Genomic DNA, 26,933 nt, shown 5'->3' with positions numbered 1-26,933 from the left:
CACGACCACGCGGTCGGTGACCGGATAGGCCTGACAGCTCAGCACATAGCCTTTTTCAACCTCGTAATCCTCTAGCGCGTGATTGGCGAGCATCTCGACCTCGCCTTCCAGAACGCGGCAACGGCAGGTTGAACAGACACCGGCCTTGCAGGCGTATGGGGCGTCCATGGCATTTTCCAAGGCTGCGTCCAGAATGGACTGGTCCTTGGGCAGAGTTATCGTCTGAGTGGACCCATCAAGAGTGATTGATGCGCTGGTTTGGTTCGCCTGCGTACCCGCATCTGCCGCACCTTCCTTGCGTTTGGCCCGGCCCGGCTGAGCGCTGGCAAAGAGTTCAAACTTGATCTGCCTGTCGTCAAGACCATGCGCGCGTAGCGCGGCAGCAATCCCCAGCATCATCGGCTCGGGACCGCAGATAAAGGCTGTGTCCACGTTCTGAATATCGAGCCAATGTTCGAACAGGTCAGCGCATTTTTCCTGCGTTACCAGACCGGTGAACAGGTCAATCTCCTGCGCGTCGGTTTCCAGAATGTGGATGACGTTCAGGCGGCCCATATAGAGGTTCTTCAGGTCTTCCAGCTCCTCGCGGAACATGATCGTGTTGATGCCCTTGTTGGCGTAGATCAGCGTAAAGCGGGACTTGGGTTCGCGGGTCAGTGTTGTCTTCAGGATCGACAGAACCGGCGTGATGCCAGAGCCGCCAGCGAAGCCAAGGTATTGTTTTTCTGCATTCGCATCGATCGGAGTGTGAAAGCTGCCCATCGGTGGCATCGCCTGCACAACGTCCCCGACGTTAAGCTCGGAATTGGCCCAACTGGAGAACGCGCCGCCGTCGACACGTTTGATCCCGACTTGCAGTACCCCGTCATCCTTGCCCGCACAAATGGAGTAGGACCGGCGCAGCTCTTCTCCGTCAAAGTCGCGGCGAAACGTCAGGTACTGGCCTGCCGTGAAATCGAATTGATCCGCCGCGCCGTTGACGGGTTCAAGCGTCACGACAACCGCATCGCGGATGGTTTTGTGGATGTCGGTGACTTTCAGGTCATGAAAACGTGCCATCCGGTGCTCCTCCTCAGATGCACTTGAAATAGTCAAAGGGTTCCAGGCAGTCAGTGCAGCGCCAATGGGCCTTGCACGGGGTCGAGCCGAATTGGCTGACCTTTTCAACCGCTTTACTGCCGCAATGCGGGCAACGCTCTGGCCCGCCCGCCGGTTGTGGCGGGGCGATGCCAAACTCTTCCAGCTTGGCGCGACCTTTTTCGCTCAGCCAATCAGTTGTCCAGGCTGGTGAGATGCAGGTTTCTATGCGCAGATCTCCGATGCCGTGATCGCGCAGGGCGGTTTCGATATCCATACTGATGATGGATGTCGCCGGGCAACCGGAATAGGTTGGCGTGACGGTTACGACCAGAGTGTCAGCGTCCCAGCGCACATCGCGCACAATGCCCAAATCCACGACGGAAATAACCGGGATTTCGGGATCGGGCACGGCATCCAGCCAGCTCCATATCTGGTCAGTCGACACCCGCATCCGCTTTTACCAGCTTGCACCGGGATAGGCGCGCTGCAGCCACTGCATCTGCGTCAGCAGATGGCCCAGATGTTCGGTATGCATGCGCCCGTCCCGCCCGCCTTTATGGGCAAATCGGCTTTCCGGAAGGGTCAATGTCGCCTTGGCCAGAACCCGTTTGACCAGCGCATCATATTCTTCGCGCAGATCGGCCGGGTTCGGCGCAATCCCGGCCGCAGCAATCTGAGCGTCGATGTCGTCGCTGACAAACATCTCGCCCACATAGGGCCAGAGGTAATCCAGCGCCGCCTGCATCCGGGTGTGGCTTTCTTCGGTTCCATCACCCAGACCTACGACCGTTTCTGCCGAACGCTCCAGATGATAGGCGACTTCCTTGCTGGCTTTGGCAGCAATCGCGGCGACACGATCGTCAGAGGATGTCAGAAGACGGCCGAGCATGATCGAATGCCAGGCATCGAACAGGAACTGGCGCATCAGGGTGCGGCCGAAATCACCATTCGGAACCTCGACCAGCAACACATTGCGGAAATCCCACGCGTCGCGCAGAAATGCCAGATCATCGGCGGTTTTGCCGCCACCTATCTCGCCGGCAAGGCCAAGCCACATCTGGGTCTGCCCAATCAGGTCCAGCGCTGTGTTGGCCAGTGCAATATCCTCCTCCAACACTGGCGCGTGGCCGCACCATTCACTGACGCGATGGCCCAGGATCAGGGTATTGTCCCCCATCCGCAGCAGGAACTGCTGAAACGCTTCGTCGCGGGTCATCACATCGCCCCCACTTCTTCGGGGATGTCGAAAAAGGTCGGGTGGCGGTACACTTTGCTTTCGCTGGGTTCATACAACGGGCCTTTGTCGCTGGGCGACGAGGCCGAGATGTTGTTGGCTTCTACCACCCAAATCGACACGCCTTCGTTGCGGCGGGTGTAAACATCGCGTGCATTCTTGATCGCCATTTCCGCGTCCGGGGCATGCAGCGAGCCGACATGTCGGTGGCTCATCCCATGTTGACCGCGGATGAAGATTTCCCACAGGGGCCATTCGGTATTCATCGGGTTTCCTCCTCAGGGTAAGCTTATTCGGCGGCCAGATTGCCGGCCTGTTTCTTGCGCGCATGGGCCAACAGCCCGTCGCGCACCCATTTGCCGTCATCCCAGGCCTTGTTGCGCGCCGCCAGTCGGTCGACGTTGCAGGGACCGTTGCCCTTGATCACATCGAAGAATTCCGACCAATCCGGCTCTGCGAAATCGTAGTGCCCGCGCTCTTCGTTCCACTTCAGGTTCGGGTCGGGGATTGTCAGTCCCAGATATTCGGCCTGTGGGACGGTCTGGTCGACGAATTTCTGGCGCAGCTCATCATTGGTGTTGATCTTGATCTTCCAGGCCATCGACTGCGCGGAGTGGACGGAATCCTTGTCGGACGGTCCAAACATCATCAACGACGGGTACCAGAAGCGATTCATCGCATCCTGCGCCATCTTGCGCTGCTCGGGCGTGCCTTCGGCCATTTTGCGGATCGCGTCATAACCTTGGCGCTGATGGAAGCTTTCTTCCTTGCAGATGCGGATCATGGCGCGTGAGTACGGCCCGTAAGACGTTCTTTGCAGCGGCACTTGATTCATGATGGCAGCGCCATCGACCAGCCATCCGACCGCGCCGATATCCGCCCAGTTCAGCGTCGGGTAATTGAAGATCGACGAGTATTTCATGCGACCGTCCAGTAGCATCTCGGTGATCTCATCGCGGCTGACACCCAGTGTTTCGGCCGCACAATACAGGTAGAGCCCATGGCCGGCTTCATCCTGCACCTTGGCCAGAAGGATCGCCTTGCGTTGAAGCGTCGGTGCACGTGTGATCCAGTTCCCTTCGGGCAATTGCCCGACGATCTCGGAATGCGCGTGCTGTCCGATCTGGCGGATCAGCGTCTTGCGATACCCCTGAGGCATCCAGTCCTTGGGTTCAATCTTGATATCCGCGTCGATCCGCGCCTGAAATTCAGCAAGCTTTTCAGGATCATCGTTTGACGCCTCGGATTCTACCATCTGAGCATACATGTCCCGTCTCCTCCGTTACACGCGTTCAAGAATAAGTGCAGCGCCTTGCCCGACGCCGACGCACATTGTGCAAAGCGCATAGCGCCCTTTGGTGCGTTTCAGTTGGTACGCTGCGGTCAACACAAGTCGAGCGCCGCTCATTCCCAATGGATGACCAAGGGCGATTGCACCGCCATTCGGGTTCACATGGGCGGCGTCATCGGGCAGGCCCAACTCTCGCAGTGTAGCCAGACCTTGCGACGCGAAAGCTTCGTTCAACTCGATCACATCCATCTGGTCGATGCTCAGCCCGGCGCGTGCCAAAACCTTTCGACTGGCAGGAACCGGACCAATACCCATGACCCGCGGCTCGACGCCCGCGACGGACATGCCAACCACACGGGCAATCGGGGTCAGGCCGTTTTTTGTCGCTGCCGCTTCGTTCGCCATCAGGATCGCGGCTGCACCATCATTCACACCCGAGGCGTTCCCTGCGGTCACTGTTTTGTCCGGCCCGTTCACACCCTTGAGGCCCGAGAGTTTCTCCGCTGTGGTTCCCGGGCGAGGATGTTCATCCGTATCGACAACAATCGGATCGCCCTTGCGCTGTGGAATCGTAACCGGTGTGATTTCCTCGTGGAACACGCCTGCCGCGTGGGCCGCAGCCCATCTCGCCTGGCTGCGCGCGGCAAAGGCGTCCTGGTCTTTACGGCTGATCCCATAATCTTCGGCGACATTGTCAGCCGTTTGCGGCATGGAATCGACGCCATACTGCTGCTTTAGCCTTGGGTTCACAAAGCGCCAGCCAATCGTGGTGTCGTAAACCGCATTGCTGCGCGTAAACGCCGACGTCGCTTTGGGCATTACAAACGGTGCGCGCGACATGCTTTCCACGCCACCCGCAACAGCTAGATCATAATCGCCTGCCTTGATACCACGCGCCGCCATTCCGACGGCATCCATACCACTGGCGCACAAGCGGTTTATCGTTGTTCCCGGCACGTCCGTCGGCAATCCGGCAAGCAGTGCCGCCATCCGGGCAACGTTGCGATTGCTCTCTCCTGCCTGGTTGGCATCGCCAAAAATGACGTCATCCACACTGGTCCAGTCGACTTGCGGGTTGCGCGCCATCAGGGCCGCTAGCGGGATAGCCGCCAGATCATCCGTGCGAACCGATGAAAGCGCACCACCATATCGCCCAATCGGGGTGCGGGTTGCGTCGCAGATGAAGGCGTCCATCAATTGGGTCTCCCATTGGAACACAAGTCATTAACCGTCTGGTCGGTTAATAAATGCTCAATCGATTCGGCGCAAGCATTATGTTACCATGTAATCGCTTCTGTCAGCTTTCTGTAACATTAAATGGCACTTCTTTCACATCCGTCTTCCAACGCCCAAGAGCGCCATCCCCGGACACGGCAAGAAAAGAGTTAACAACCCACCGCAGATTCCAGTTTGGCAAGATCCGGTTTGGGCAATTGTCCCAGCAATCGGGACACCGCCGCGCGACACTCCGTGCCTTTCCAATCAGCAGGCAAAAAGGCCGGGGGCAGGGATGGATGGCGTAGAACCAAACGACGCCACCCATGCACAATCAATACGCGCAGCACCGCTATTTTCAGCGGATCGCCGACGCCATCGACAGGCAACAGTTGCTCGGTGATCTGAATGGAGTGCAAGAACTGATCATAGGCTGACTTCAACGGTTCAGGGCCACAAAGGTCGCACAGCCAGCGTGGAACTGAAATGGCGCTGCTTTCAACACCCAGCAGTTCTTCAAGGTTCTCGGGGACGGGGCCTGCCGACATGGCTGTTGTGGGGTTAACTGAAATATAATCTCCGGTCAGCATCAGATCTGCCAGCTCTTTTCGCGAACATTCCGAGTTGCTGGCGATAAGCATATGCCAGATTTCTGGCGTATTCGTCTCGCGGGAATAGATGCGCGGGGCGGCGGCGGCGCTTTGACTGCGGCCAAATTCAGTCAGTCTGTGAACGCTGTTTCGCCCGACCCGCGTACTTTCGATCCAGCCTTCCTTGCGCAGCCTGTGCAGCGCAACACGCGTGGCTTCGGCCTTGATCCCAGCAAGGTTGGTCAGCGCTGTGATCAGCGCGCCGCTAACCTGGTCAGACCCGCTCTGGGCCAGATCACCGAAAATCGTGACCAGCACTGACCACACACGTTGCGTGCCAGTTGTGGTCAACTGGCTGACGCAGGTTTCGAACCATTCTGGAGCCGTATCTTTCATAAGCACAGTATAATCGGGCCGGAGGGAATTGCCATCCAGCCCCTGCGCACCTGCACTTGTGCCTAGTAGGCAACCATGGTCAGCAACTCATATTCTGCGACCAGGTCATCATCCTGCTGTGTCAGGGTAACGTGCCAGCGAACCTCGCCGTAGTCATCATTGCGCTTGGTCTTGTGCTTGACCGTCAAACGCACCTTGATGGTGTCGCCAGCCTCGACCGGTTTCATGAAACGCAGCCCGTCAAGACCGGTATTTGCCAAAACCGGCCCCTCGTTCGGTTCGACGAACAATCCGGCTGCGAAAGACAACAGCAAGTACCCATGTGCTACCCGGCCCGGGAAGAACGGGTTACGTTCCGCCGCTGCCTGATCCATATGCGCATAGAAGGTATCACCGGTGAAATTGGCGAAGTGTTCAATGTCCTCCATGGTGATGGTTCTCGGCGCCGTGTGAAGGGTCTCGCCAATCGACAGATCGTGAAACCGACGGGTAAAGGGATGAGCAGCACCTTCGACTTCGGTCGCGCCAGGCACCCATTTCCGGCCAATCGCTGTCAGCAGATCGGGCGAACCCTGAATGGCGGTGCGCTGCATATAGTGTTTCACACCCCGCACCCCGCCCATTTCTTCGCCGCCACCGGCGCGTCCTGGACCGCCATGAACCATGTGCGGCAGAGGTGAGCCATGACCAGTGGATTCCTTCATCGAGTCACGGTTGTTGAAATACAGACGCCCATGATAAGCCCCTGATCCCATGGCAACCTGTCGCGCCACCTCGGGATCATGGGTGATCACCGATGCCACCAGAGAGCCCTGCCCCCGGTTCGCCAGTTCTATGGCATGGTCAAGATCGCGATACCCCATCACTGTGCTGACCGGACCAAAGGCTTCGGTGTCGTGCACGCGCTGCGCCGCGTCAGGATTGGCGCAGTGGAAGAGCATGGGCGGCAGGAACGCACCCTTTTCGGCATCAGCGCCCTCAACCACAAAATCATCGGGGTTGCCGAAGACACGCTCGGCCTCTTGCCCAAGGATAGCGGTCTTCTCCAGAACATCACGCTTCTGACCGTTCGAAACCAACGCACCCATACGGGTGGTTTCCAGCTTTGGGTCGCCAATGACCGTTTTCGCCAGTCGTGCCGACAGCGCCTCGATTACCGCCTGTACCTGCGGTTCGGGTGCGATGATCCGACGGATTGCGGTGCATTTCTGCCCTGCCTTCGTGGTCATCTCGCGCTGGACTTCCTTCACGAAGAGGTCAAATTCCGGCGTGCCCGGCGCGGCATCGGGGCCAAGGATCGAACAGTTCAGGCTGTCCTGTTCCGCAACAAACCGTACCGAGTTCTCAAGGATCACCGGGTTGGAGCGCAGTTTCAGGGCCGTATCGGCGGATCCGGTAAAGCTGACCACGTCCTGCATGGTCAGACGGTCCAGCATGTCACCCAAACCACCCGAGACCAACTGCAATGCACCCGCTGGCAAGATGCCGGACTCAAGCATCAACCTGACACACAGCTCGGTCACATAACACGAGCTTGTGGCGGGTTTTACAATCGCCGGAACGCCCGCCAGAAGAGTTGGGGCAAGCTTTTCCAGCATCCCCCAAACCGGAAAATTGAACGCGTTGATATGAACTGCCACACCTTGCAGCGGGGTGCAGATGTGCTGCCCCAGGAAAGTGCCGTTTCGCGACAACTGCTCGACATCGCCATCCAGATAGACATGTCCGTCCGGCATTTCACGACGGCCTTTTGCGGCAAAGACAAACATCGTTCCGATGCCGCCGTCGATATCAATCATATGATCCGATTGCGTGGCACCGGTGTTGAAAGACAAATCATACATCGCCTGCTTGTGCTGACCCAAATGGACGGACAGCGCCTTGAGCATTTTGGCCCGTTCATGGAACGTCATTTTGCGCAGTGCCGCCCCCCCGACATTGCGCGCATAGTCCAACATCCCCTGGACATCCAAAGCATTGTTACCCGCTGTGGCGATAACCTCGCCGGTCACAGCGCTAGCTATCGCGCGGGCACCCTCGCCGGGCGAAACCCACTCACCGGCTGCAAAGCTGGAAATCTGTTGGATAGTCATGAGCGTCTCCTCATCTTTGTCGCGATCCCCGCGCTGCCACAAGCCGGTCTCGCGAAATCATATTTTAAACCGTACGGTCGGTCAATCAATTACCGAGTAAATTTCCCTCGCCGGATTTCTCAGACCCGCGCGGGTAATCGTGCAAACCCCCGAAACCGGATACGCCCGCCCCGTTCGGCGCCGTCGGTGATGCGATAGTCTGGAAAACGGGCCAAGAACCGACCCACGGCCACCCGGCCCTCCAGACGCGCGAGAGTCAGACCAACGCAGGTATGAGGCCCTCCGGCAAAGGCGTGATGCTTGTTGGGGCGTCTGTCCAAGATCATCTCGTCGGGCTGGTCAAACTGCCGTGGATCACGGTTGGCCGCACCGATACACAGATGAACATCAGTACCAGCCGGAATGGACTGACCGTGGAACGTTACATCAACGGTGGTCAGGCGATTGCCGAACTGGTTCGGGCTTTCCAGCCGCAGAAACTCGTCCACGGCCGAACCGATCAGATCCGGGTCGGCCAGCAACTCCGCCCGCTTGTCGCGGTGCCGGTCCAACAGGTCCAATGCGTTGCCGATCAGGTTTGTTGTGGTCTCGTGACCCGCATTCAGGATGAAAATGCAGTTCTGATACAGCTCGACCTCGGTCAGGCCACCATCCGTGTCGTCCTGCATCAGCCGGGTCAGGACATCCGTTGCCGGGTCCCCGGGGTTGGCGCGGCGATCCTCGATGATATGCCGCAGGAAGTCCTTGAAATCCGAGACCGAGCGGTTACCCCACTCTTCCTGCTCTGGCGTCAATTGCGGCTCCAACGCTCCAAGAATGGCCAGAGACCAATCGCGCAGTGGCCCGCGTTCGGATCGTGGTATACCCAGCAGATTGCCGATGATCTCGATCGGGATTGCTCCGGCAAAATCCTCGATCAGTTCGACGTTGCCCTTGACCAGCATCTCGTCCAGCAGCCCATCGACAAGCTGGATCAGACCCGGTTCCATTTGCGCCAACGCGCGCGGGTTCATCGCGCCGACCATCACCTTGCGAACACGGGTATGCAGCGGCGGGTCATTAAACACCAAACTGGTGGTGTGGTGTTCATACAAGGGGCTGTCGACCCCGAATTTGGGACCAAATACCGCTTTCTTGTCCGATATGAATCGCGACGTGTCCCGGTAAACAAGGTCCAGATCCTCGTATCGGGACAGGATAACCGATCCGTCACGTTGCCAGCAGACGGGTGCATCTTCGCGCAGCGCAGCGTAGGCAGGATAGGGATCTGTGTGAAACCCGTCTGGAAGCGCGGTCAGAGAGAACATCAGTGCCCCATCGCCCCCATTTGTTCAGGCAGAACCAACACCAACCATGGCACCAGAACGATCAGAGCCAGCCGGAAGATATCCGCCACCCAGAACGGAGTGACACCCTTAAAGATTGTTCCTGTTGACACATCTCCGACCACGCCTTTCAGAATGAAGACATTCAAGCCGACGGGTGGAGTGATCAGGCTGATCTCGGTCACGACAACCACAACAATGCCGAACCAGATCGGATCATACCCCAACGATGTGACCAACGGGAAAAAGATCGGAACCGTAAGCAGCAGCATCGACAGGGATTCAAAGACACATCCGAGAATGACATAGATCCCAAGGATCATCAGGATCACCACAAAAGGTTCCACGTCATAGGCCGTAACCAATGCGATGAGCGCTTCGGGCAGACCGGCAAGGTTGATGAAATTCGAAAAGATCTGTGCCCCGATCAGAACCGAGAACAATGCCGCTGCGGTATAGGTGGTTTCCTTCAGCACCTCAAACGTCGACCCCAAAGTAAGCCCACCTCGTGACAGAGCGATCAGGAAAGCGCCCATTGCGCCCATGCCTGCCGCCTCGGTCGGGCTGAAGGTCAGGTTCAGCGGATGAAAATCGAAAGCTCCGTACAATCCGCCAATAACCAGAAAGAACAGCAGCAAGACGGCCCAGACTGAGCGCACCGCCGACAAACGCTCGGACCAGCCGTGACGTTCACCCGCCGGTCCCGACTCGGGTTTGCGCGCGACGGTCCATCTGACGGCGAGCAGGTAGAACAGAATGCCAAGCAGACCGGGAATGATACCCGCAACGAAAAGTTTCCCAATCGAGGTTTCGGTCAGCAGCCCGTAAATAACCAGGATCACCGACGGCGGAATAAGGATACCAAGTGTGCCGCCCGCTGCAATCGATGCCGTCGACAGCTCGTCGGAATAGCCATAGCGGCGCATTTCCGGCATTGCGACCTTGGACATGGTGGCCGCCGTTGCCAGAGACGAGCCGCAAATGGCTGAAAAGCCTCCGCATGCCGCAACCGTCGCCATGGCGATACCGCCCCGGAAATGGCCCAGAAAAGCGTTTGAAACTGCGTAAAGCTCGCGCGCAAGCCCACCTTTATTCACGAACAAGCCCATAAGGATAAACAGCGGGACGACCGACAGACCGTAATCCTGCGCGGTGTCGGTGATCTGACGACCCACCATCGACATCGCGGCCTTTAACCCGCGCTCGGACAGAATGCTGCCGCCGCGTTCATAGGCAAAGCCAAGCGTTCCGACCAATCCCATTGCAAACACGATAGGCAAGCGCACCAGCACAAGAACAAGAACAAGAACAAAACCGATCAGCGCAGCGGTCATTGGGGGTGCTCCGACAAGGTATGGGGGGCAAAGAAGTGCAAGAAGCCGGTGATGATCATTGCAACAGCGGTGATCGCTATGAACCCCGAGATGAACCAGCCTACATAGAAGACTGGGATCGAAAGATATTCCGTGACGTCCCCGTAATCCCGCGCACGTTCAGCCAATACCCAAACACGCTGAATCGGCCAAAAAAGCATAATGCCAGAGAACAGATATACAATCGCATCACGTACCCGACTTAACCGCAGGCGTGAAAACAGCCCATCCGTCAGATCCACAGCGATTTGACCCTTGCCTGCTGAGATCATCGGCAAGACCGAGAACACGAGGACGGCCATCAGGATCCGGGTCAGTTCCGTGGCCGCCTCGATCGGGGCATTAAAAACAGAACGTAGGATGACATCAAAGAAGGTCATCACCATCAGGATGAACAGCGCGGCACAGGCCAGCAGCGTTGGCACGATACTGACGCGACGCGCAAAGGTCACGAGAGATTGCATAACGGGTCCCCAGCGGGTGAAATCGGCTGGCGGATCGCGTCCGCCAGCCAGACTGCGTTATTGCGCAGCCATTTCATTTACGATCATGTCATAGGCTGCCTGGGCGTCGATGCCTGTGCCATTGACTTCGTCGATAACTTTGGCACGTACATCCACAGCAATTGCATTGAACTTTTCCAGATCTTCAGCGGATGCTGCATGAATCGCGTTGCCTTCGGTGCCTTCGGTCTCTTCGCGGCCGATCGCATCGATCTCATCCCAGATTTTGCCAATCTCGCGGCTCAGCGGTTCCCCGAAGACGTTTTCTTCCAGCGCTGCCTGCAGATCGGCGGGCAGGTCAGCAAAGGTGTCCTCGTTCATAATAAAGGCAAACGAACCGCGATACAGGCCGCCAGGGACCTCATAAACGTTCTGCGCCACTTCCGTCAGCTTGAAACCTTTACGGGATTCAAAGGGCATGACGACGCCATCTGCGGCCTTGGAGGCCAGGGTTTCATACACTTTCGGTGCAGGAACTTGGATACCGGTTGCACCCAGCGCCGTGCCCACGTCACCACCAACACCGCCAGGGATGCGAACCTTGAGACCCGAGACTTCGTCCAGAGACGTCACCGGGCTGCTGGAATGCAGCTGAGCCGGACCATGCGTGTGCAAGGCGATCACTTTCACGCCACGGTGTTCATCCGCCGCCTTCAAATGTGTGTCATATGCGCGCCAATATGCGACCGACGCAGCCTCGGCCGAGCCTTCATATCCGGGCAGTTCGATCATCTTGGTGGTGACAAACCGACCCGGCTGATAGCCGTGGAATATGATCGAGGCATCAGCGGCGCCATCCATGATCAGGTCCATCTGCGCGGGGGGCGGGGCAAGGCCCAACTTCAGCTCGGCGGTGACCTGACCACCGGTGGCCTCTTCGATCATCTCGACGAATTTCGGCCACATCTTGGCATTGATGCCATGGGTCGGCGGGGCCCAGCTGGAAATGGTCAGCGTATAGTCTGCTGCAAGCGCCACTGTACCTGAAACGGCCAGTGCAGCTGAGGCAAGAAGTGTGCTCAACCTTGTGAATTTCATAGTTCTGTCTCCTCCCTGTGAAACATGAGTCAAGAATGCGTTAATGGTCACTTTTGTAACCATCAACTTGTTAATTGTCTCCAAGACAGCCCGCGACGCGCCATGAACCGGGGCTTTCCTTGGCTACGGTTTCCATCATTGCGTGCGACGTGTTGGCTCCGATTTCCTTGCAATAGTTCATCGGCCCGCCGCGCCAGCGCGGAAAGCCGTAGCCGTGAATTTGAACCATATCGACGGCTTCCGCGGACTCGGCGATCCCCTGCTGAATGATCAACGCGCCCTCGTTGGCCAGCACCGCCAAGATGCGCGACACGATTTCGTCCTGCGCGTATGCCCGCCGCGTTATGCCCTGATCCGCCGAGTGGGACTCGATCAACGCCTCCACTTCGGGATCGCGGATTGGTTCGCGATGACCCGCTTCATAGCGATACCATCCTTTGCCCGTGCGTTGGCCAAGACGACCCATCTCACAAAGCTGGTCAGCAATCGTCACATAACGTTCGTTCGGGTCGCGGGTTGCGGCATTGCGTTTTCGGTTGGCCCAGGCAATTTGGAGGCCGGTCAGATCCTGCAGCTCGTAAGGCCCCATGGGCATCCCGAAAGCTCGCATTGCCTGATCCACCTGATAAGGCAACGCTCCATCTGCCAGTAAATAATCGGCCTCGCGCCGATACGCAGCCAACATCCGGTTGCCGATAAAACCATCGCAGATGCCCGACAGGACAGAAACCTTGCGAAGCCTTTTTCCGAGCGCAAACCCTGTGGCGACAACTTCGGGCGAAGTTTGCGGCATATGCACGACTTCCAACAGCTTCATGACATGGGCAGGGCTGAAGAAGTGCAGGCCAATGCACCGGGATTGATTTTCGATACCCGCGAAAATCTCGACCGGGCTCAGGTAAGACGTGTTCGTAGCCAGAATCGCGTCACGCTGCATATGGCGGGCCAATTCTGCAAAAACCTGTTGCTTGACTGACAAGTCTTCAAACACAGCCTCAATAGCCAACTGAACGTCGGCAGCTTCGGAGTAGCTGTCCACGGCGCAAAACGCGGCAAGGCGTTCCTGCAGCTGTGCTTCGGACATCTTGCCCCGCTTAACTGCCCCCTTTAACAGCCCCTCAACCCGATCATGGGCTGCGGTCGCTGCTTCCGGATCCCTCTCGATCAGAGTGACCGAAAGACCGCCATTCAGAGCAGCGGTCGCGATCCCTGCCCCCATCAACCCGCCACCGACAACTGCGATCCGGCTGATATCGCGCGGGGTGACACCTGCGATCAACGAAGGTCTGGCCACCTGGCGCTCGGCAAAAAAGGCGTATCGCAGGGCGCGGCTTTCAGGGCTTTGACGCAGTGCCAGATGGCGCGCACGCTCTTTCGGCTGTGCGACAGCAAAGGGTTCGGACGACCAGCTGAGCGCAGTTAGGTTTTCCAGCGGTGATTGCTGACCCCTGGCGCGTTTTTTCAAAACCTGAAGGCTCGTCTCCAGAAGGTCAGACGCGAATTCACCGACGGGCCGTTGACTGACAGGTGCCGGGCGCTTTGGCAGGTTGGCGACAAAATCCAGAACAGCCGACATTGGGTTATCGGCAATCAGGTCAATTCCCCCGAGAATGGCCATTTCTTCGGCTTTCAGGATTTTACCCGAACAGGCGATGTCGACCGCCGCTTCCATTCCAACAAGGCGCGGCAATCGCTGCGTGCCCCCCGCCCCCGGGATCAGGCCCACATTGACTTCCGGCAGCCCAAAGCAGGTGCCCGGCGCTGCGATCCGCCACGCGCAGGCCATGGCAATTTCAAACCCGCCACCCAACACGTTGCCGTGCATACAGGCGATAAACGGCACATTACTGTCTTCGATTTTCTGAACAACATCAGGCAAATGCGGCTCAACCGGAGCCGCGTCAAACTCGGACATATCACCGCCCGCGATGAATGTCCGACCGGCGCAGCACAGGACGGCAACCCGAGCTTTCTGAACTGCATCGACCGCGTCGGCCAGACCCTGCCGAACGCCCGTCGAGGTTGCGTTCACCGGCGGGTTGTCGACCGTGACCCAGGCCACGTCGCCCTTAAAGTCAACACTCACCAGCGACGGTTGCGGCATTTGCAATCCCTTTGATCAGTCCAGATTCGGTTCGGGTTTATATATTGACCAACCGTTCGGTTAATGCAATGATTAAGTTGTCACGGGAACAGATGAGACAGCCATGAGCGATACGATCCTTGTACATAATCACGGAAACTGGGTTGAAATAACCCTGAACCGCCCCGACAAGCTGAACTCGTTCAATGAGGAGATGCATCTTGCCCTTCACGACGCGCTGAAGAGCGCGCGCGAAAATGATGCCCGCGCGATTTTGCTGACCGGCGCAGGGCGCGGTTTTTGTGCGGGTCAGGACCTTGGAGACCGCGATCCCTCGAAAATGGATGGCCCGCCCGACCTGGGCAAAACTGTACGCACTTTCTATGCTCCTCTGGTTCGACTGATCCGGTCTTTGAATTTCCCGGTCGTTTGTGCCGTAAACGGCGTGGCCGCGGGCGCGGGCGCAAACCTTGCACTGGCCTGCGACATGGTTTTGGCCGGGGAAAGCGCAAAGTTCATTCAAAGCTTTTCCAAGGTCGGGCTGATTCCGGACACAGGCGGCAGCTGGCACTTGCCCCGGTTGTTGGGCGAGGCGCGCGCTAAGGGGCTGGCCCTGACAGCAATGCCCCTAACCGCCAAACAGGCCGAAGACTGGGGGTTGATCTGGAAGGCGTTTCCCGATGATCAGCTGATGACCGAAGCACGCGCTCTTGCCACGCGACTCGCCAACGGCCCCACCCTTGGCTTGGGTCTGACCAAGCAGTGCATTCAAACAGCAGCCACCACATCCTTGTCCGATCAGCTTGAAATTGAAGCGGACGCAATGAAAACCTGCGGGGAAAGTGCTGATTACGCCGAAGGCGTGTCCAGTTTCCTCGAAAAACGCGCACCGCATTTTCAGGGAAGATAATGATGACCCCAAAAGAACGCGCCCAAAAATCCGCGGCAGCGATGTGGGCCAATGACGAAGCCAGTAAATGGTTCGGGATGGAGCTTGTCGAGGTCGATGAAGGGCGCGCTGTCCTGTCGCTGACTGTTGCGCCGCATCACTGTAACGGACACGGTATTTGCCATGGCGGCGTCACGCACGCTCTTGCTGACAGTGCTTTTGCCTTTGCCTGCAACAGCCGGAATGTTGCAACTGTAGCGCAGCATACGATGGTCAGCTATCTTGCACCGGGACGGAAGGGTGACCGCCTGACTGCCACCGCGACAGAAGTGAACCTGTCCGGTCGCAGCGGCATCTACGACGTCCGCGTCATCAATCAAGACAATACTCTGATCGCTGAGTTTCGCGGCATGTCCCGCACCATTGGCGGCCAGAATTTTCAAGAATAGTTTCGTGACTGGAGGAGTTACGCGATGAAAGACCTTTCCCCCAACAAAGCGGACCTTGACCCGATCGAAATCGCCTCGATCGACGAAATTCGCGCCACACAGCTTGAGCGTCTGAAGTGGTCCTTGCGTCATGCTTATGAAAACGTTCCGATGTACAAACAGCGCTTTGACGAGGCTGGCGTGCATCCTGACGATCTTCAGCAGCTTTCAGATCTGTCGAAATTTCCGTTCACGTATAAAAACGATCTGCGCGACAACTATCCGTTTGGCTTGTTTGCAGTCCCGCGCAGCGAGATAATTCGTCTGCATGCTTCCTCCGGCACGACAGGCAAACCGACGGTGGTTGGCTACACAAAGAATGACATCGACAATTGGGCTGATCTTGGCGCGCGGTCTCTTCGCGCGTCTGGGCTGCGCAAGGGCGACATGGTGCACAATGCCTACGGCTATGGGCTGTTCACCGGTGGGCTAGGTGCCCATTACGGGATCGAACGCCTTGGCGCGACCGTCGTCCCGATGTCGGGCGGGCAGACCGAAAAGCAGGTCAACCTGATCAACGATTTCCGTCCTGACGGTATCATGGTTACACCCTCCTACATGCTCAATATCCTTGAACAGTTCCGCAAGGCGGGTCTCGACCCACGTGAGAGCTCGTTGAAGGTTGGCGTTTTTGGTGCCGAACCCTGGACTGACGCGATGCGGGCCGAGGTCGAGGCAGCCTTCGACATGCACGCCGTCGATATCTATGGCCTGTCCGAGATCATGGGCCCCGGAGTAGCCAATGAATGCGTTGAAACCAAAGACGGGCCTGTAATCTGGGAGGATCACTTCCTGCCGGAAATCATCGACCCGGCGACCGGAGAAATCCTGCCCGATGGTGAAACCGGAGAATTGGTGTTCACGACACTGACCAAAGAAGGGTTGCCGATGATCCGCTATCGCACACGCGATCTGACATGCCTGCTGCCAGGGACGGCGCGGTCCATGCGCCGGATGGCAAAGATCACCGGCCGCAGTGACGACATGATGATCCTGCGCGGCGTCAACGTCTTCCCCAGCCAGATCGAGGAACAGGTCATGGCAACGGGCGGTCTTGCCCCCTATTACCAGATCGAGCTCTACAAATCCGGTCGCATGGACGCCATGCGGGTCTTTGTTGAATCTTCCCCAGATTCCACCGACGAGCTGTCGAAAACAGCCGCTGCACGGATGCTGACCAAGCGGATCAAGGACGTCGTTGGCGTTTCAACCGAAATTGTAGTAGGTGACCCCGGCGACGTCGAACGCTCTCAGGGCAAGGCGAAGCGCGTTGTAGACAATCGCGATAAGGACTGAGCCGTGGCCCGGACAATTGCCAAAGACCACGACCAAAAGCGGGAACAGATCCTGAAGATGGCGGCAAAAGTGTTTGCCGACCAGGGATTTGACCGTGCTTCGATGACCCTTTTGGCCAAAGAATGCGGGATATCGAAAGCAAACATATATCACTACTATGACAGCAAGGATGCCATCCTGTATGACATCCTTGAAACGTACCTGCGTGAGTTGCGGGACCGGATTTGCAATGTTGATCTGGACGGCCTTAACCCCGAACAGAAACTGCGCAAAGCAGTGCGCGAGATCCTTTTTGCCTATCAAGGTGCAGATGACGAGCACCGGGTTCAGATCAGCGGCATGAGCGCATTGACCGAAGAACAGCAAAAACGTCTGCGGGGCTATCAGCTTGATCTGGTGAACTTTGTACGCGACATACTTCTGGAAATGTCGCCCAGATCCTTTGACGGCGCCAAGGACAAGCTTCGCGGTGCGACGATGTCAGTCTTTGGCATGTTGAACTGGTATTACATGTGGAACACCGGCGCAGGCACCAAAGCCCGCGAGGATTATGCCGATCTGGTGAGCACCCTGACCATGCATGGTGTGCAAAAGCTTTAGGTTGTCTCCTCTGGCAAAACGACACCCGGGCTTTGTCAGGCGCGATATTCAAGATCTCGGGACAGGCCGGCAGGGTCACACAACATCCGATCAGCAGGCTTCCAGCCTTCAATGCTGTCCTGACGGCGTTCCGAGAGACAGCCTTTCAGGCAAAGTTGATATCGACCGCGCCGAACGGCCCGAAATCCGTGTGAATTTCTGTGCCCGGGGGGCACTCGACAGGACGGATAAAACTGCCAGACAAAATAACCTGCCCGGGTTCAATACTTTGACCATATTGCGCCATGCGCCGGGCCAGCCAGACAACACTTTCGACAGGATCATTCAATACGCCGGCCCCTAGGCCGGTTTCCTCAATCTCACCGTTGCGGAAAGTCAAGGCGCCAACCCAGCGCAGGTCGAACGCGTCGATCGCATGGCGCTCGGAGCCCAGCACAATACCCGCATTGGCGGCATTGTCGCTGATCGTGTCAAAGACGGTTCGAACCTTGCCAGTCTCGGGGTCCTGACGCTGAATACGTGTGTCCAGAATTTCAATCGCTGGCGCGACGTAATCGGTGGCGGATATGATAACGTCGCGGCTCACATTCTCGCCACCAACGGCGGATTTCATGACAAAGGCAATTTCCGCCTCGATCCGGGGCTGGATGAATCGGCCCGCAGGGACCGTACCACCGTTTTCAAACGCCATATCATCAAACAGGATGCCGCTGTCGGGAATATCGATGTTCAGCGCATATTGCATCGCTTTCGATGTCAGACCGATTTTCCACCCGATGACCCTGCGACCCTCAGCCAGCTTCTGGCGATAGATGGCGTTCTGCACCTCATAGGCGTCGTCCATACCCATCTGGGGGTGGCGCAGGCTCAGCAGACCGATCTGGTCGCCGGTGCGTTCGGCCTGGAGCAGGTCGGCTGCCGCGCGGGCGTGCTCTGCCGGCGTCATACCTTCTCATCCTCGACCGTGTTGCGCAGGGTGCCGATACCTTCGACGGAAACCTCGACCACGTCACCCGGTGCAAGATATTTTGGCGGGTCAAAGCGCGCACCCGCTCCCGTAGGAGTACCGGTTACGATAATGTCACCCGGTTTCAGCGTCATGAAGGTCGAGATATACTCGATCTCGCGTCGGATCGGGAACATCATGCGGTCAAGGGTGTCGTCCTGGCGCAATTCACCATTGACGCGGGTCTGAATGCGGGCGTCATCTAATTGCGCCGGATCGGTGAAGGGCACCAGCCACGGGCCGATCGACCCTGAATTGTCCCAGTTCTTGCCCTGAGTCACGTTGAACTTGGCATGGCGCACCCAATCGCGGATCGTGCCTTCGTTGCACAGCGTCAAAGCGGCGATGTGGTCATAGGCTTCGTCCTGCGAAATCCGGCGGCCCGCCTTGCCGATCACAATGGCCACTTCGCCCTCGTAATCCAGCGTGTGGTTTTCCGGCGGGCGGATCAGCGGGCGGTTGTGGCCGGTAAAGCCGCTGGCAAAGCGCGGGAACAGCGACATATTTTCCGGCTGCGCGCTGCCATCCTTGTATTCCGCATTCCTGTCCGGGAAGTTCACGCCGACGCACAGGATGCGGCGGGCATCTGGCATCACCATTTCATAGGTGAAATCCGAATGGGTCTCAGGCTTGCCCTCGGCCACCGCAGCCAACCGGCCAAACGCACCAGCAGCGATGACCTCATACAGGCTGGAAAACTCGGGGAAATCACCATTCAGAGCGATCGCGCCATCATCGGTGATCGCGCCAAAGAAGGTATCCCCTGCAGCACTGAACGTCGCGAACTTCATAGCAGGCTCTCCCAGACATCTCGGATGACATCCGCCGCCATCAGCACGTCATCGCGCGTTGTATCGAATTGCCCGACCTGAAAGCGGATGATCTTGCGGCCATCGAACATGCCTTGCGTCAGGTAAATTCGGCCATCGTCATTCAACGCATCCACCAGCCGCTGCTGCGCGGCGTCATCCCCCGGACAGCGAAAGGAAAACAGGCTTAGGATCGGGCCGGTGGTGATCTCAAACCCCTCGATCGCACCGATCTTTTCTGCAACTTCATTGGCCCAAAGTACATGGTTTCGAATACGGTCCCGCAACCCGTCGAGACCATAAGAGCGCAACAAGAACCAGATCTTTAGTGCCCGGAACCGTCGACCCAGGGGGATGGTCCATTCTGAATAATTCGTCACCTCAGCCCCGGTGGTCTTGAGGTATTCCGGTTCGATCTTAAGCGTGTTGAGCTGTGGCGCGGCGTCGCGCAGAAACTGGATCGCGCAATCGAACTGCGCCCCCATCCATTTATGTGGGTTGAAGACAATGCTGTCGTAACGGTCCACTCCCGGCCAAAGGGCCTCTCGAAACTCAGGGCAGATCATCGCCGACCCCGCCCAGGCCGCGTCAAGATGTGTGTAGAGGTCATATTTTTGCGCAATCTCAGCGACCGCTACCAGATCATCGCAGGCCCCGACACCAGTACCGCCCGTGATTGCAATGATACCGGCGGGAATATGTCCGGCGGCGATGTCACCCTGAATTGCGGTATCAAGAGCCCCAGTATCAATCGCAAAGGTCGGACCACCTGTAGGAAGTTTCACCAGATTGTCCTGACCGATCCCCGCAACCCAGCAAGCCCGATCAATCGATGAATGCACCTGATCCGAGCAGTAGATGCGCAGTGCGCCCTTGGCGTTCAGGCCTTCGCGGTTACCGGTAAACCCTGTGGCCCGTTCCCGCATGGTCAGAACGGCCGACAACGTGGCGGATGATGCACTGTCCTGAATAACTCCGGTCATACCTTCGGGCAACCCAAGCGCCTGCCGCAGCCAATCGACCATGACACCTTCGACCTCGGTCGCAGCTGGCGAGGTCTGCCACAACATGCATTGCGCCGCGATTGTGGTCACCAGCATTTCAGCCAGCATCGACGGGGGCGCTGCGTTGGCCGGGAAATAGGCAAAGAACCGGGGATGTTGCCAATGTGTAATACCCGGCATCACAATCCGTTCGAAATCGGCCATGATGGCTTCCATCGGCTCGCCACTCTCGGGGGGCGATACCATTAGCTGGGCAGCGATTTGTCCTGGTTTTGTCTGTGCGCGAACAGGGCGCTCGGCAAGAGTTCTGTGATAGTCGGCCGCCCATTTCGAGATGTGCTGACCCCAATGCGAAAACGCGTCCCAGTTCATTTATTGACTTTCCTTTGTGACGGGATCGCCACTGAATCTTAGTGTTCGATTGTCCGGTTCAAACCGAAAAGCTGACATTTGCCTGACCAGTGCCAGAGCTGCCGAAATACGGGGTGTAGATGTCGATCTCACCCTTGTAGCTGCCCCAACCCAGTGCTCCAAACAGCAAAGCGGTGTCATTCATTGCACATTCGCCTGTACATTTCTTTGCATAGTCCGGAAGCATCTCAAGAAATTCTTCAAACCTTCCCTGTTCCCAAAGCTCCAGAACACGCATATCCATCTGGCGATTAAATTCTCCGTTCACCGCATTGAGCCCTTCAACTGAGCGTTCATTCGGTGTGAAATCATGGCTGAGTGAGCCGGATGCCAGTATGGAAACGTTCCGGTCGGAACGCCGGATACCTTCGGCAATGGCCTCGCCCCAGACGCGGTTTTCCTGGATCGACGAGAACTGGTTGACTGCAACGGGCAAAACCCTGGCATTCAATCCATCGTTAATGAAATGCATAGGCAACAGTGTGCCGTACTCCATTCCCATATCGGGGTGCGAATGGCCAAGTGCCCGCTCGCCGCGCTCGCGCAAAACATCAAGAATGGTTTCGCCCAAAGCATGATCGCCGCGATAATCAAACTCCATATCCGCCAGCATGTGCGGCAGTTCATGACTGATGAAGCGACCTTTGTGGTGCTCTTTGGTATTCAGGTGAAATCCCTGATTAGTGATCCAATGGGTGTCGAACACAAGAAAGGTCTCGACCTCGCGATCTATCGCGTCCTGGCGCAGGCGCGCATACCCATCAATGGCAGACTGCCGGATGCCCTTATATTTCGGCATCGTGTGGGACATCCAGATACTTGGCACATGCGTGATCTTTGCGGCTTGTACGATCTTTCCCATGACAGTTCCTCCTCGTGTGTACCGACGTCAGCGTACCGCGGCCTCATGCCGGTTTCACTTGCCCAATTGCATGATTTTGTGTTGGCCAGTTGCGAATCCGATATGCTTTTGTTCCATGTAGAACTCGAAACTCCAGTCGCCGCCGTCGCGGCCGATACCGGATGCCTTGACGCCACCGAACGGTGTGGGCAGGTGGCGGACGTTTTCCGAGTTCACCCAAATCATCCCGGCTTCAAGCTTGTCGGTTAACCGCAAGGCGCGGGTCAGGTCATTGGTCCAGACATAGCCGGTCAGACCGTATGGTGTGTCGTTGGCGATCTGCAACGCCTCGTCCTCGGTCGAGAACGGGATCGAGGTCAGAACCGGGCCGAATATCTCTTCGCGCGCGATACGCATCTGGTTATTGGCATCGGTAAACAGGGTTGGGCGAATGAAATACCCTGTGTCGCCCACCTTGACACCTCCGGCAGCGACAGTCGCACCGTCTTCCTTGGCGATGTCAAAATAGGAGGTCACCTTGTTATAGTGCTCCTCGGTCACCAGGGGCCCGATCTCGGTCGCAGGATCCAGCGGATGGCCGACCTTGATGGTGTTGACCCGTTCGATCAGCCTGGCCTCGAACGCGTCCTTGATAGTGTCCTGCACCAGCAGGCGCGAGGATGACGTGCAGCGCTCACCATTGATCGAGTAGATCATGAAGATCACCGCATCCAGCGCCCGGTCGAGATCGGCGTCGTCGAACACGATAACCGGGTTCTTGCCGCCCAGTTCCAGATGCATCCGCTTGAGCGTATCGGCACCTTGCTTGGTGATAAGGCTGCCGGTGCGGCTTTCACCGACAAAGGCAATCGCCTTGATCAACGGATGTTCCGTCAACGCTTTACCCGCATCGGGGCCGAACCCGTTCACGGTGTTCAAAACCCCCTTGGGCAGCCCGGCCTGTTCGGCGATCTCCACCAGCAGGCGAGCGGACAGCGGAGAATCTTCGGCCGGTTTGTGAACCACGGTGCACCCGGCGGCCAAAGCTGGCGCGATCTTCCATGTCGACAGCATGAACGGCGTGTTCCACGGCGTGATCACGCCCACCGGACCAATCGGAACGCGCGTGGTGATGTTCATCAGGGTCGGCGACTTCAGGTGCTGACCGTCCCGCGCCTGGACCACCTGATCCGCGAAATACCGGAAGTTCTCGGCCCCCCGCAGTGCGGCCTTGGACATAAAGCGCAGGGTCTGGCCCGTGTCCCAGCATTCACACAGCGCGATTTCCTCGGCACGGGTCTCGATCGCATCGGCAACGTTCAGCAAGATGCGGCGGCGCTCGGTGGCAGGCATGTCACGCCAATCGGCAAATGCGGCATGAGCGGCATTGGCGGCAGCGTCGATATCCTCGGCAGTGCCATGGGCGACATCGCAGATCACCGACTTGTCGACGGGAGATGTGGATTGGAACACCCCTGCGGAACCGTCGCGATCTTCGCCAGCGATCCGGTTTTTGATGCCGGTTTCCTTAAACCGGACCAGAAAGCCCGCCAGCTTCTCGATATTCGTACCCAGTGCGCTCATGGATCAGGTCTCCTGGTTGGTCGCGCCCAAATGGTCCCGGATCGTGCCGGTCTTGGGCGAAAGGTCTGGGTCAATGTCACGCATCTCAAGCGAGAGAGCGATAGAATGTCCGGCGAAGGCGGGGGACAGATAGGCCTCAACCGCCTCAAAAATGCGCTGCGTGGCGTCCCGTTTGACATCCTTAGGCCGGCCCGCTCTCAGGCGGATCGAGATATCGACAAACCCGTGCGCCGGGTTGCCGTCAGCGATGGCATAGTGATCAACCCGCGTAGCCCGAACACGAATTCCGGCCATAGGAAACGCATCAACCCCTGCAGCGGTGGCCCGTATGCATTCGCACAGACCGTCCATGTCGATCTTGTCTTCCAGATTGCCGGAATACTCGACGTGGAAATGCGGCATAGCCTTCCCCTTCTGCGTATTTAGTTAACATGTTTACTATCCTCAAAGCCGCACGTCAAGAGATTGCCTTGTTAATCTTTGCAATTGCCATTGCAGCATTCTAGAAAACCGCATGACCACGCAAAGCCACATCAAAAGCACCGCCCGCTCCCTTCCAATCGCACTGTTGCGCGCGCGGGAAACCGTCATGTCCCCGATCCGGGATATGCTGCAAAGCATTCATCTGACCGAACAGAAATGGCGCGTCTTGCGTGTGCTAGATGAGCTTGGAGAAGTGGAGCAAAGCACAATCGCTCACGAGGCATGTCTGCTTCTTCCTAGTGTGACGCGCATCCTGCGAACGATGGAGGCCGAAGGCCAGATTTCACGCCGTCGGGATAGTGATGACAAACGTCGCACCATGGTCACGATCACCAATGCAGGCCGATCTATTCTTACGGACAACCTAGCGGCTTCGCTTGCGATCACCGGCAACATCGAGGCACAAATGGGACAGGAAAAGTTGGATCAACTTCTGGATCTGCTCGAAGAATTGCAGGCCGTCAGAACCTGAACCAGCGCACTTGACCTCAGTGGTCGCCAATGCGGTTCTCTGTAGGGAACCCAATTACCGCTTGATTGGAAGTGTCAGGCGGTCTTACTGGCTGAAATTCGCCTCACGACGATAACGCACCCCTTACGGGCGCGGTAAGTCAGTCTTTTCAAGACCATCACCACTCCAGGATGTCCTTGTCACCACAAGAAGGTTGTAGAGGTCAAAAAAGAATACTGGATGTTGGATACAATATCCGTTATTTCTCCGCATACCGATTGATTCAGGGAGGATCACATGCTCAAGAAACTCGCCGCACTGGCGGCCCTCACCACTATCTCCACGGTTCCTGCGATGGCGGACACGCTGGACGATGTCGTTGACCGCGGGACATTGCGCTGCGGTGTAGTGTTGGACTTTCCGCCGATCGGATATCGCGACGCCAACAACGAACCGGCGGGTTTTGACGTGGAATACTGCAATGATCTGGCCGCCGCCCTTGAAGTTGACGCCGAAATCCTGCCGCTGACCTGGGCAGAACGCCTGCCAGTGATCGTCACCGGACGCGCAGACGTTGTGTTCGGAGCAACCTCGGACAGCCTCGAACGGGCGCGGACCGTGGGCTTTACCATTCCTTACGCCATCTATTATGCGCAGGGTGTGGTGAACGCGGAAAGCGGTATTGAAACCTTCGAGGATATCCGCGGCAAGCGCGTGGCTGCCGCGATCGGCACCGTACCCGAGCAGGAATGGCTGAAGATCGCCGCCGAATGGGGTGAAGAAGGCAATTACCAAGGCTATCAATCCGAGAATGAGGTGTTCCTGGCGGTGGCTCAGGGCAAGGCCGATATTGGCATTACCACAAACACTGCCGTGCTGCCGATTACCCAGCAATATGACACTGTTGTTGCCGGTCCTCGTATGCCATGGACCACCGACTACACTTCGGTTGTCGGCAAGCGTGAAGATGTCACTTGGCTGAACTTCCTGAACCTGTTCGTGACCCACCAGGTGCGTTCGGGCCGCTATCAGGAGCATTGGGGTAAATATGTCGGTGGCGAAGCCCCCGAGCTGCGCATTCCCGGCGTAATGTACTGATCCTTTACCCTACCAACCTTTCGCCCGGTTCTCTTCGGGCGAAAGGACCGGTAGATTGTGCGAGGAACACCCGTGTTCGACTATAACTTCCATTGGCGGCCGGTGATGAAAAGCCTGCCGGACCTGCTTGAAGCATCGCTGCTGACGATACAGGTTGCCGTGCTGGCAATGGTCCTCGGCATTGTCATCGGGCTTTGTCTGGCGCTGACGCGGCTACACGTGAAAGGACCGCTTTACTGGTTTGCCTCAGCCTGGGTCGAACTGGCGCGTAATACTCCGGCGTTGTTCCAGCTATTTTTTTTCGGCTTCGGGCTTGGTGCCTTTGGCCTGCATCTGTCGCCGTACTTCATCGTGCTGGCCGGACTGACATTCAATTGCGCCGGTTATCTGGCTGAAAACTTTCGCGGCGGCTTTCAGGCCGTCCCCGAGACACAGTTACGCGCGTCGCGATCGCTGGGCATGACCGCGTGGCAGGCCTACACACGCGTCGTGATCCCACAGGTGTTTCGCATTGTCTATCATCCGATCACGAACCAGATGGTCTGGGCTGTTTTGATGTCCTCGCTGGGCATGCTGGTCGGCTTCCGGGAACTGTCGGGCGAGACGCAGTTCTTTGCCTCGCGCACTTTCCGCATCTTTGAATATTTTGCCGTCACCGCGTTCATTTATTACGTGATCGTCAAAATCATCCTGCTTGCCTCGCGCCTGCTGGCGTCCCGGCTTTTCCGCTATTGAAGGAGGCACAGATGCAACCCACTGTCAGCTTTTTCAGCGGCTTCAACATCAACGATCTGTGGTTTCTGGGCGAAGCCGCGCTGCGAACGCTCTGGATTTCAGTGCTTTCGATTTCCATTGGAACGGTTTTTGGCGTGGTGTGCGGTTGGCTTCTGTACGAGGGCAAACTGGCAGCGACCCTGACGTTGGCTCCGGTTCTGGATATTTTCCGGTCGGTCCCTCTGATCATCCAGCTGGTGCTGTTTTATAACTTTGCACCTATTGTCGGGCTCAATCTGGACCCGTTTGCTTCAGGCGTGGTGATCCTGTCCATCTATACGGCAGCACTGGTTGCGAATGTGGCGCGCGGCGGGATTGAAGCCGTTGGTGATCCGATGCGCCGCGCCGCGCGCAGCCTGGGCATGACCTATTGGCAGGATCTGCGATATGTTGTCTTCCCGATTGGTGGGCGCGCGGTGTTCCCTGCATGGGTCGGGGTCGCGCTGGGTGTGATGAAAGACAGCGCGCTGGTCTCGGTTCTGGGCTATGTTGAGCTGCTGAAAGCCAGCCAGATCCTGATCACCCGCACGCAGGAACCATTCCTGATCCTGACAATCGCTGGCGCGTTCTATTTCGCGCTCAGCTATCCGATTTCGCGGTATTCCGCGTCGCTAGAAAAAAGGTGGGCCCAATGATCGAAATTCGCGACCTGCACAAATATTTCGGATCGCTGCATGTGCTGAAAGGCATCGATCTGGATGTGCAGAAAGGAGAAGTTCTGTCGGTGATCGGTGCGTCAGGCTCCGGCAAATCGACCCTTCTCTATTGCATCAACGGACTGGAACCGATCCAGCAGGGATCGGTCAAGGTTGATGGCATTGATGTTCATGCAAAAGGCACCGACATCAACAAGCTGCGCACAAAGCTGGGGATGGTGTTCCAGCAATGGAACAGCTTTCCGCATCTGACCGCACTGGAAAACGTTGCGTTGGCCCCGAAGATTGTCAAAGGCAAGTCGAGGGACGAGGCGCGTGACAT

The 26,933-nt window shown here is 57.4% G+C and carries 28 protein-coding genes; 9 read left to right on the top strand and 19 right to left on the bottom strand.

From position 1 onward, the window contains the following. The 13 genes from AC2FND_RS12715 to AC2FND_RS12655 all read right to left on the bottom strand — a co-directional run. Positions 1-1,059 (bottom strand): 2Fe-2S iron-sulfur cluster-binding protein (locus AC2FND_RS12715; RefSeq protein WP_496770103.1); only part of this gene is annotated, 1,059 nt, incomplete at its 3' end. Between the two features lie 13 nt (positions 1,060-1,072). After that, positions 1,073-1,531, bottom strand: a complete 459-nt coding sequence (paaD, locus tag AC2FND_RS12710) for a 1,2-phenylacetyl-CoA epoxidase subunit PaaD (RefSeq protein ID WP_209507560.1) — start codon at positions 1,529-1,531, stop codon at positions 1,073-1,075. Positions 1,532-1,537: 6 nt separating this feature from the next. Continuing rightward, positions 1,538-2,296: a 1,2-phenylacetyl-CoA epoxidase subunit PaaC gene (gene paaC, locus AC2FND_RS12705; RefSeq protein WP_480476987.1), complete on the bottom strand. Its 759-nt coding sequence runs from the start codon at positions 2,294-2,296 to the stop codon at positions 1,538-1,540. Beyond that, complete coding sequence (gene paaB, locus AC2FND_RS12700; protein ID WP_209507558.1) at positions 2,296-2,580, bottom strand: 1,2-phenylacetyl-CoA epoxidase subunit PaaB; 285 nt, start codon at positions 2,578-2,580, stop codon at positions 2,296-2,298. Before paaB ends, paaC begins: the two co-directional genes overlap by 1 nt. 23 nt (positions 2,581-2,603) lie before the next feature. After that, positions 2,604-3,581 (bottom strand): 1,2-phenylacetyl-CoA epoxidase subunit PaaA, encoded by a 978-nt coding sequence (gene paaA, locus AC2FND_RS12695; protein ID WP_496770100.1) that lies wholly within the window; start codon positions 3,579-3,581, stop codon positions 2,604-2,606. A gap of 15 nt (positions 3,582-3,596) precedes the next feature. Further along, the gene (gene pcaF / locus AC2FND_RS12690; RefSeq protein WP_496770098.1) at positions 3,597-4,799 is read right to left on the bottom strand and encodes a 3-oxoadipyl-CoA thiolase; all 1,203 of its coding nucleotides are present in this window, start codon (positions 4,797-4,799) and stop codon (positions 3,597-3,599) included. A 191-nt stretch (positions 4,800-4,990) separates the two neighbouring features. Further along, on the bottom strand, positions 4,991-5,806 hold the full coding sequence (locus AC2FND_RS12685) for a PaaX family transcriptional regulator C-terminal domain-containing protein (RefSeq protein ID WP_496770096.1): 816 nt from the start codon (positions 5,804-5,806) through the stop codon (positions 4,991-4,993). Between the two features lie 62 nt (positions 5,807-5,868). Beyond that, entirely contained in the window at positions 5,869-7,899 is a 2,031-nt protein-coding gene (gene paaZ, locus AC2FND_RS12680) for a phenylacetic acid degradation bifunctional protein PaaZ (RefSeq protein WP_496770094.1), read from the bottom strand. A gap of 119 nt (positions 7,900-8,018) precedes the next feature. Beyond that, the gene (locus tag AC2FND_RS12675; RefSeq protein ID WP_496770092.1) at positions 8,019-9,206 is read right to left on the bottom strand and encodes a cytochrome P450; all 1,188 of its coding nucleotides are present in this window, start codon (positions 9,204-9,206) and stop codon (positions 8,019-8,021) included. Next, positions 9,206-10,558 (bottom strand): TRAP transporter large permease, encoded by a 1,353-nt coding sequence (locus AC2FND_RS12670; protein ID WP_496770091.1) that lies wholly within the window; start codon positions 10,556-10,558, stop codon positions 9,206-9,208. Before AC2FND_RS12670 ends, AC2FND_RS12675 begins: the two co-directional genes overlap by 1 nt. Then, entirely contained in the window at positions 10,555-11,061 is a 507-nt protein-coding gene (locus AC2FND_RS12665) for a TRAP transporter small permease (protein WP_209507551.1), read from the bottom strand. Before AC2FND_RS12665 ends, AC2FND_RS12670 begins: the two co-directional genes overlap by 4 nt. Positions 11,062-11,118: 57 nt before the next feature. Next, positions 11,119-12,138 (bottom strand): TRAP transporter substrate-binding protein, encoded by a 1,020-nt coding sequence (locus AC2FND_RS12660; protein WP_496770089.1) that lies wholly within the window; start codon positions 12,136-12,138, stop codon positions 11,119-11,121. 70 nt (positions 12,139-12,208) lie between these two features. Then, entirely contained in the window at positions 12,209-14,242 is a 2,034-nt protein-coding gene (locus tag AC2FND_RS12655) for an FAD-dependent oxidoreductase (RefSeq protein WP_496770087.1), read from the bottom strand. 103 nt (positions 14,243-14,345) lie between these two features. On the opposite strand from AC2FND_RS12655, the gene paaG reads away from it, so the two are divergent. Genes paaG through AC2FND_RS12635 form a run of 4 tightly spaced genes read left to right on the top strand, consistent with a single transcriptional unit; the run spans position 14,346 to position 17,494 of the window. After that, on the top strand, positions 14,346-15,131 hold the full coding sequence (gene paaG, locus AC2FND_RS12650) for a 2-(1,2-epoxy-1,2-dihydrophenyl)acetyl-CoA isomerase PaaG (RefSeq protein WP_496770085.1): 786 nt from the start codon (positions 14,346-14,348) through the stop codon (positions 15,129-15,131). A 2-nt stretch (positions 15,132-15,133) separates the two neighbouring features. Further along, the gene (gene paaI / locus AC2FND_RS12645; RefSeq protein ID WP_496770105.1) at positions 15,134-15,559 is read left to right on the top strand and encodes a hydroxyphenylacetyl-CoA thioesterase PaaI; all 426 of its coding nucleotides are present in this window, start codon (positions 15,134-15,136) and stop codon (positions 15,557-15,559) included. A 24-nt stretch (positions 15,560-15,583) separates the two neighbouring features. Beyond that, positions 15,584-16,894, top strand: a complete 1,311-nt coding sequence (paaK, locus tag AC2FND_RS12640; protein ID WP_496770084.1) for a phenylacetate--CoA ligase PaaK — start codon at positions 15,584-15,586, stop codon at positions 16,892-16,894. 3 nt (positions 16,895-16,897) lie between these two features. Then, complete coding sequence (locus AC2FND_RS12635) at positions 16,898-17,494, top strand: TetR/AcrR family transcriptional regulator (protein WP_496770082.1); 597 nt, start codon at positions 16,898-16,900, stop codon at positions 17,492-17,494. 145 nt (positions 17,495-17,639) lie between these two features. Here AC2FND_RS12635 and hpaH read toward each other — a convergent pair whose 3' ends face one another. The 6 genes from hpaH to AC2FND_RS12605 are packed head-to-tail and all read right to left on the bottom strand — an operon-like array spanning position 17,640 to position 23,551. Beyond that, positions 17,640-18,440 carry a 2-oxo-hept-4-ene-1,7-dioate hydratase gene (gene hpaH, locus AC2FND_RS12630; protein ID WP_496770081.1) on the bottom strand — a complete coding sequence of 267 codons (801 nt, stop codon included), beginning with the start codon at positions 18,438-18,440 and terminating at the stop codon, positions 17,640-17,642. Continuing rightward, positions 18,437-19,291: a fumarylacetoacetate hydrolase family protein gene (locus AC2FND_RS12625; protein WP_496770080.1), complete on the bottom strand. Its 855-nt coding sequence runs from the start codon at positions 19,289-19,291 to the stop codon at positions 18,437-18,439. The genes hpaH and AC2FND_RS12625 overlap by 4 nt, the downstream gene beginning before the upstream one ends. Next, positions 19,288-20,685 carry a pyridoxal phosphate-dependent decarboxylase family protein gene (locus tag AC2FND_RS12620; protein WP_496770078.1) on the bottom strand — a complete coding sequence of 466 codons (1,398 nt, stop codon included), beginning with the start codon at positions 20,683-20,685 and terminating at the stop codon, positions 19,288-19,290. Before AC2FND_RS12620 ends, AC2FND_RS12625 begins: the two co-directional genes overlap by 4 nt. Positions 20,686-20,743: 58 nt before the next feature. Beyond that, positions 20,744-21,586: a 3,4-dihydroxyphenylacetate 2,3-dioxygenase gene (hpaD, locus tag AC2FND_RS12615; RefSeq protein WP_209507542.1), complete on the bottom strand. Its 843-nt coding sequence runs from the start codon at positions 21,584-21,586 to the stop codon at positions 20,744-20,746. Positions 21,587-21,640: 54 nt separating this feature from the next. Continuing rightward, positions 21,641-23,149, bottom strand: coding sequence for a 5-carboxymethyl-2-hydroxymuconate semialdehyde dehydrogenase (hpaE, locus tag AC2FND_RS12610; RefSeq protein WP_496770077.1), 1,509 nt, complete (start codon positions 23,147-23,149; stop codon positions 21,641-21,643). Between the two features lie 3 nt (positions 23,150-23,152). Next, the gene (locus AC2FND_RS12605) at positions 23,153-23,551 is read right to left on the bottom strand and encodes a 5-carboxymethyl-2-hydroxymuconate Delta-isomerase (RefSeq protein ID WP_496770076.1); all 399 of its coding nucleotides are present in this window, start codon (positions 23,549-23,551) and stop codon (positions 23,153-23,155) included. 112 nt (positions 23,552-23,663) lie between these two features. Between AC2FND_RS12605 and hpaR the strand changes: the two genes are divergently transcribed. The 5 genes from hpaR to AC2FND_RS12580 form a co-directional block, all read left to right on the top strand. Beyond that, positions 23,664-24,104, top strand: coding sequence for a homoprotocatechuate degradation operon regulator HpaR (gene hpaR, locus AC2FND_RS12600; RefSeq protein ID WP_209507539.1), 441 nt, complete (start codon positions 23,664-23,666; stop codon positions 24,102-24,104). 276 nt (positions 24,105-24,380) lie between these two features. Continuing rightward, positions 24,381-25,181 carry a transporter substrate-binding domain-containing protein gene (locus AC2FND_RS12595; RefSeq protein ID WP_496770074.1) on the top strand — a complete coding sequence of 267 codons (801 nt, stop codon included), beginning with the start codon at positions 24,381-24,383 and terminating at the stop codon, positions 25,179-25,181. Positions 25,182-25,286: 105 nt separating this feature from the next. Beyond that, the gene (locus AC2FND_RS12590; RefSeq protein WP_480507723.1) at positions 25,287-25,916 is read left to right on the top strand and encodes an amino acid ABC transporter permease; all 630 of its coding nucleotides are present in this window, start codon (positions 25,287-25,289) and stop codon (positions 25,914-25,916) included. Positions 25,917-25,927: 11 nt separating this feature from the next. Next, positions 25,928-26,590, top strand: coding sequence for an amino acid ABC transporter permease (locus AC2FND_RS12585; RefSeq protein ID WP_480483377.1), 663 nt, complete (start codon positions 25,928-25,930; stop codon positions 26,588-26,590). Continuing rightward, on the top strand, positions 26,587-26,933 hold a 347-nt coding region (locus AC2FND_RS12580), incomplete at its 3' end, for an ATP-binding cassette domain-containing protein (RefSeq protein WP_496770072.1). The genes AC2FND_RS12585 and AC2FND_RS12580, both read left to right, overlap by 4 nt.

The organism is Ruegeria sp. BHSB056, from assembly GCF_059613305.1.
Note: the sequence above shows the minus strand (reverse complement) of the source record. Positions and strands in the feature narration are given on the sequence as shown.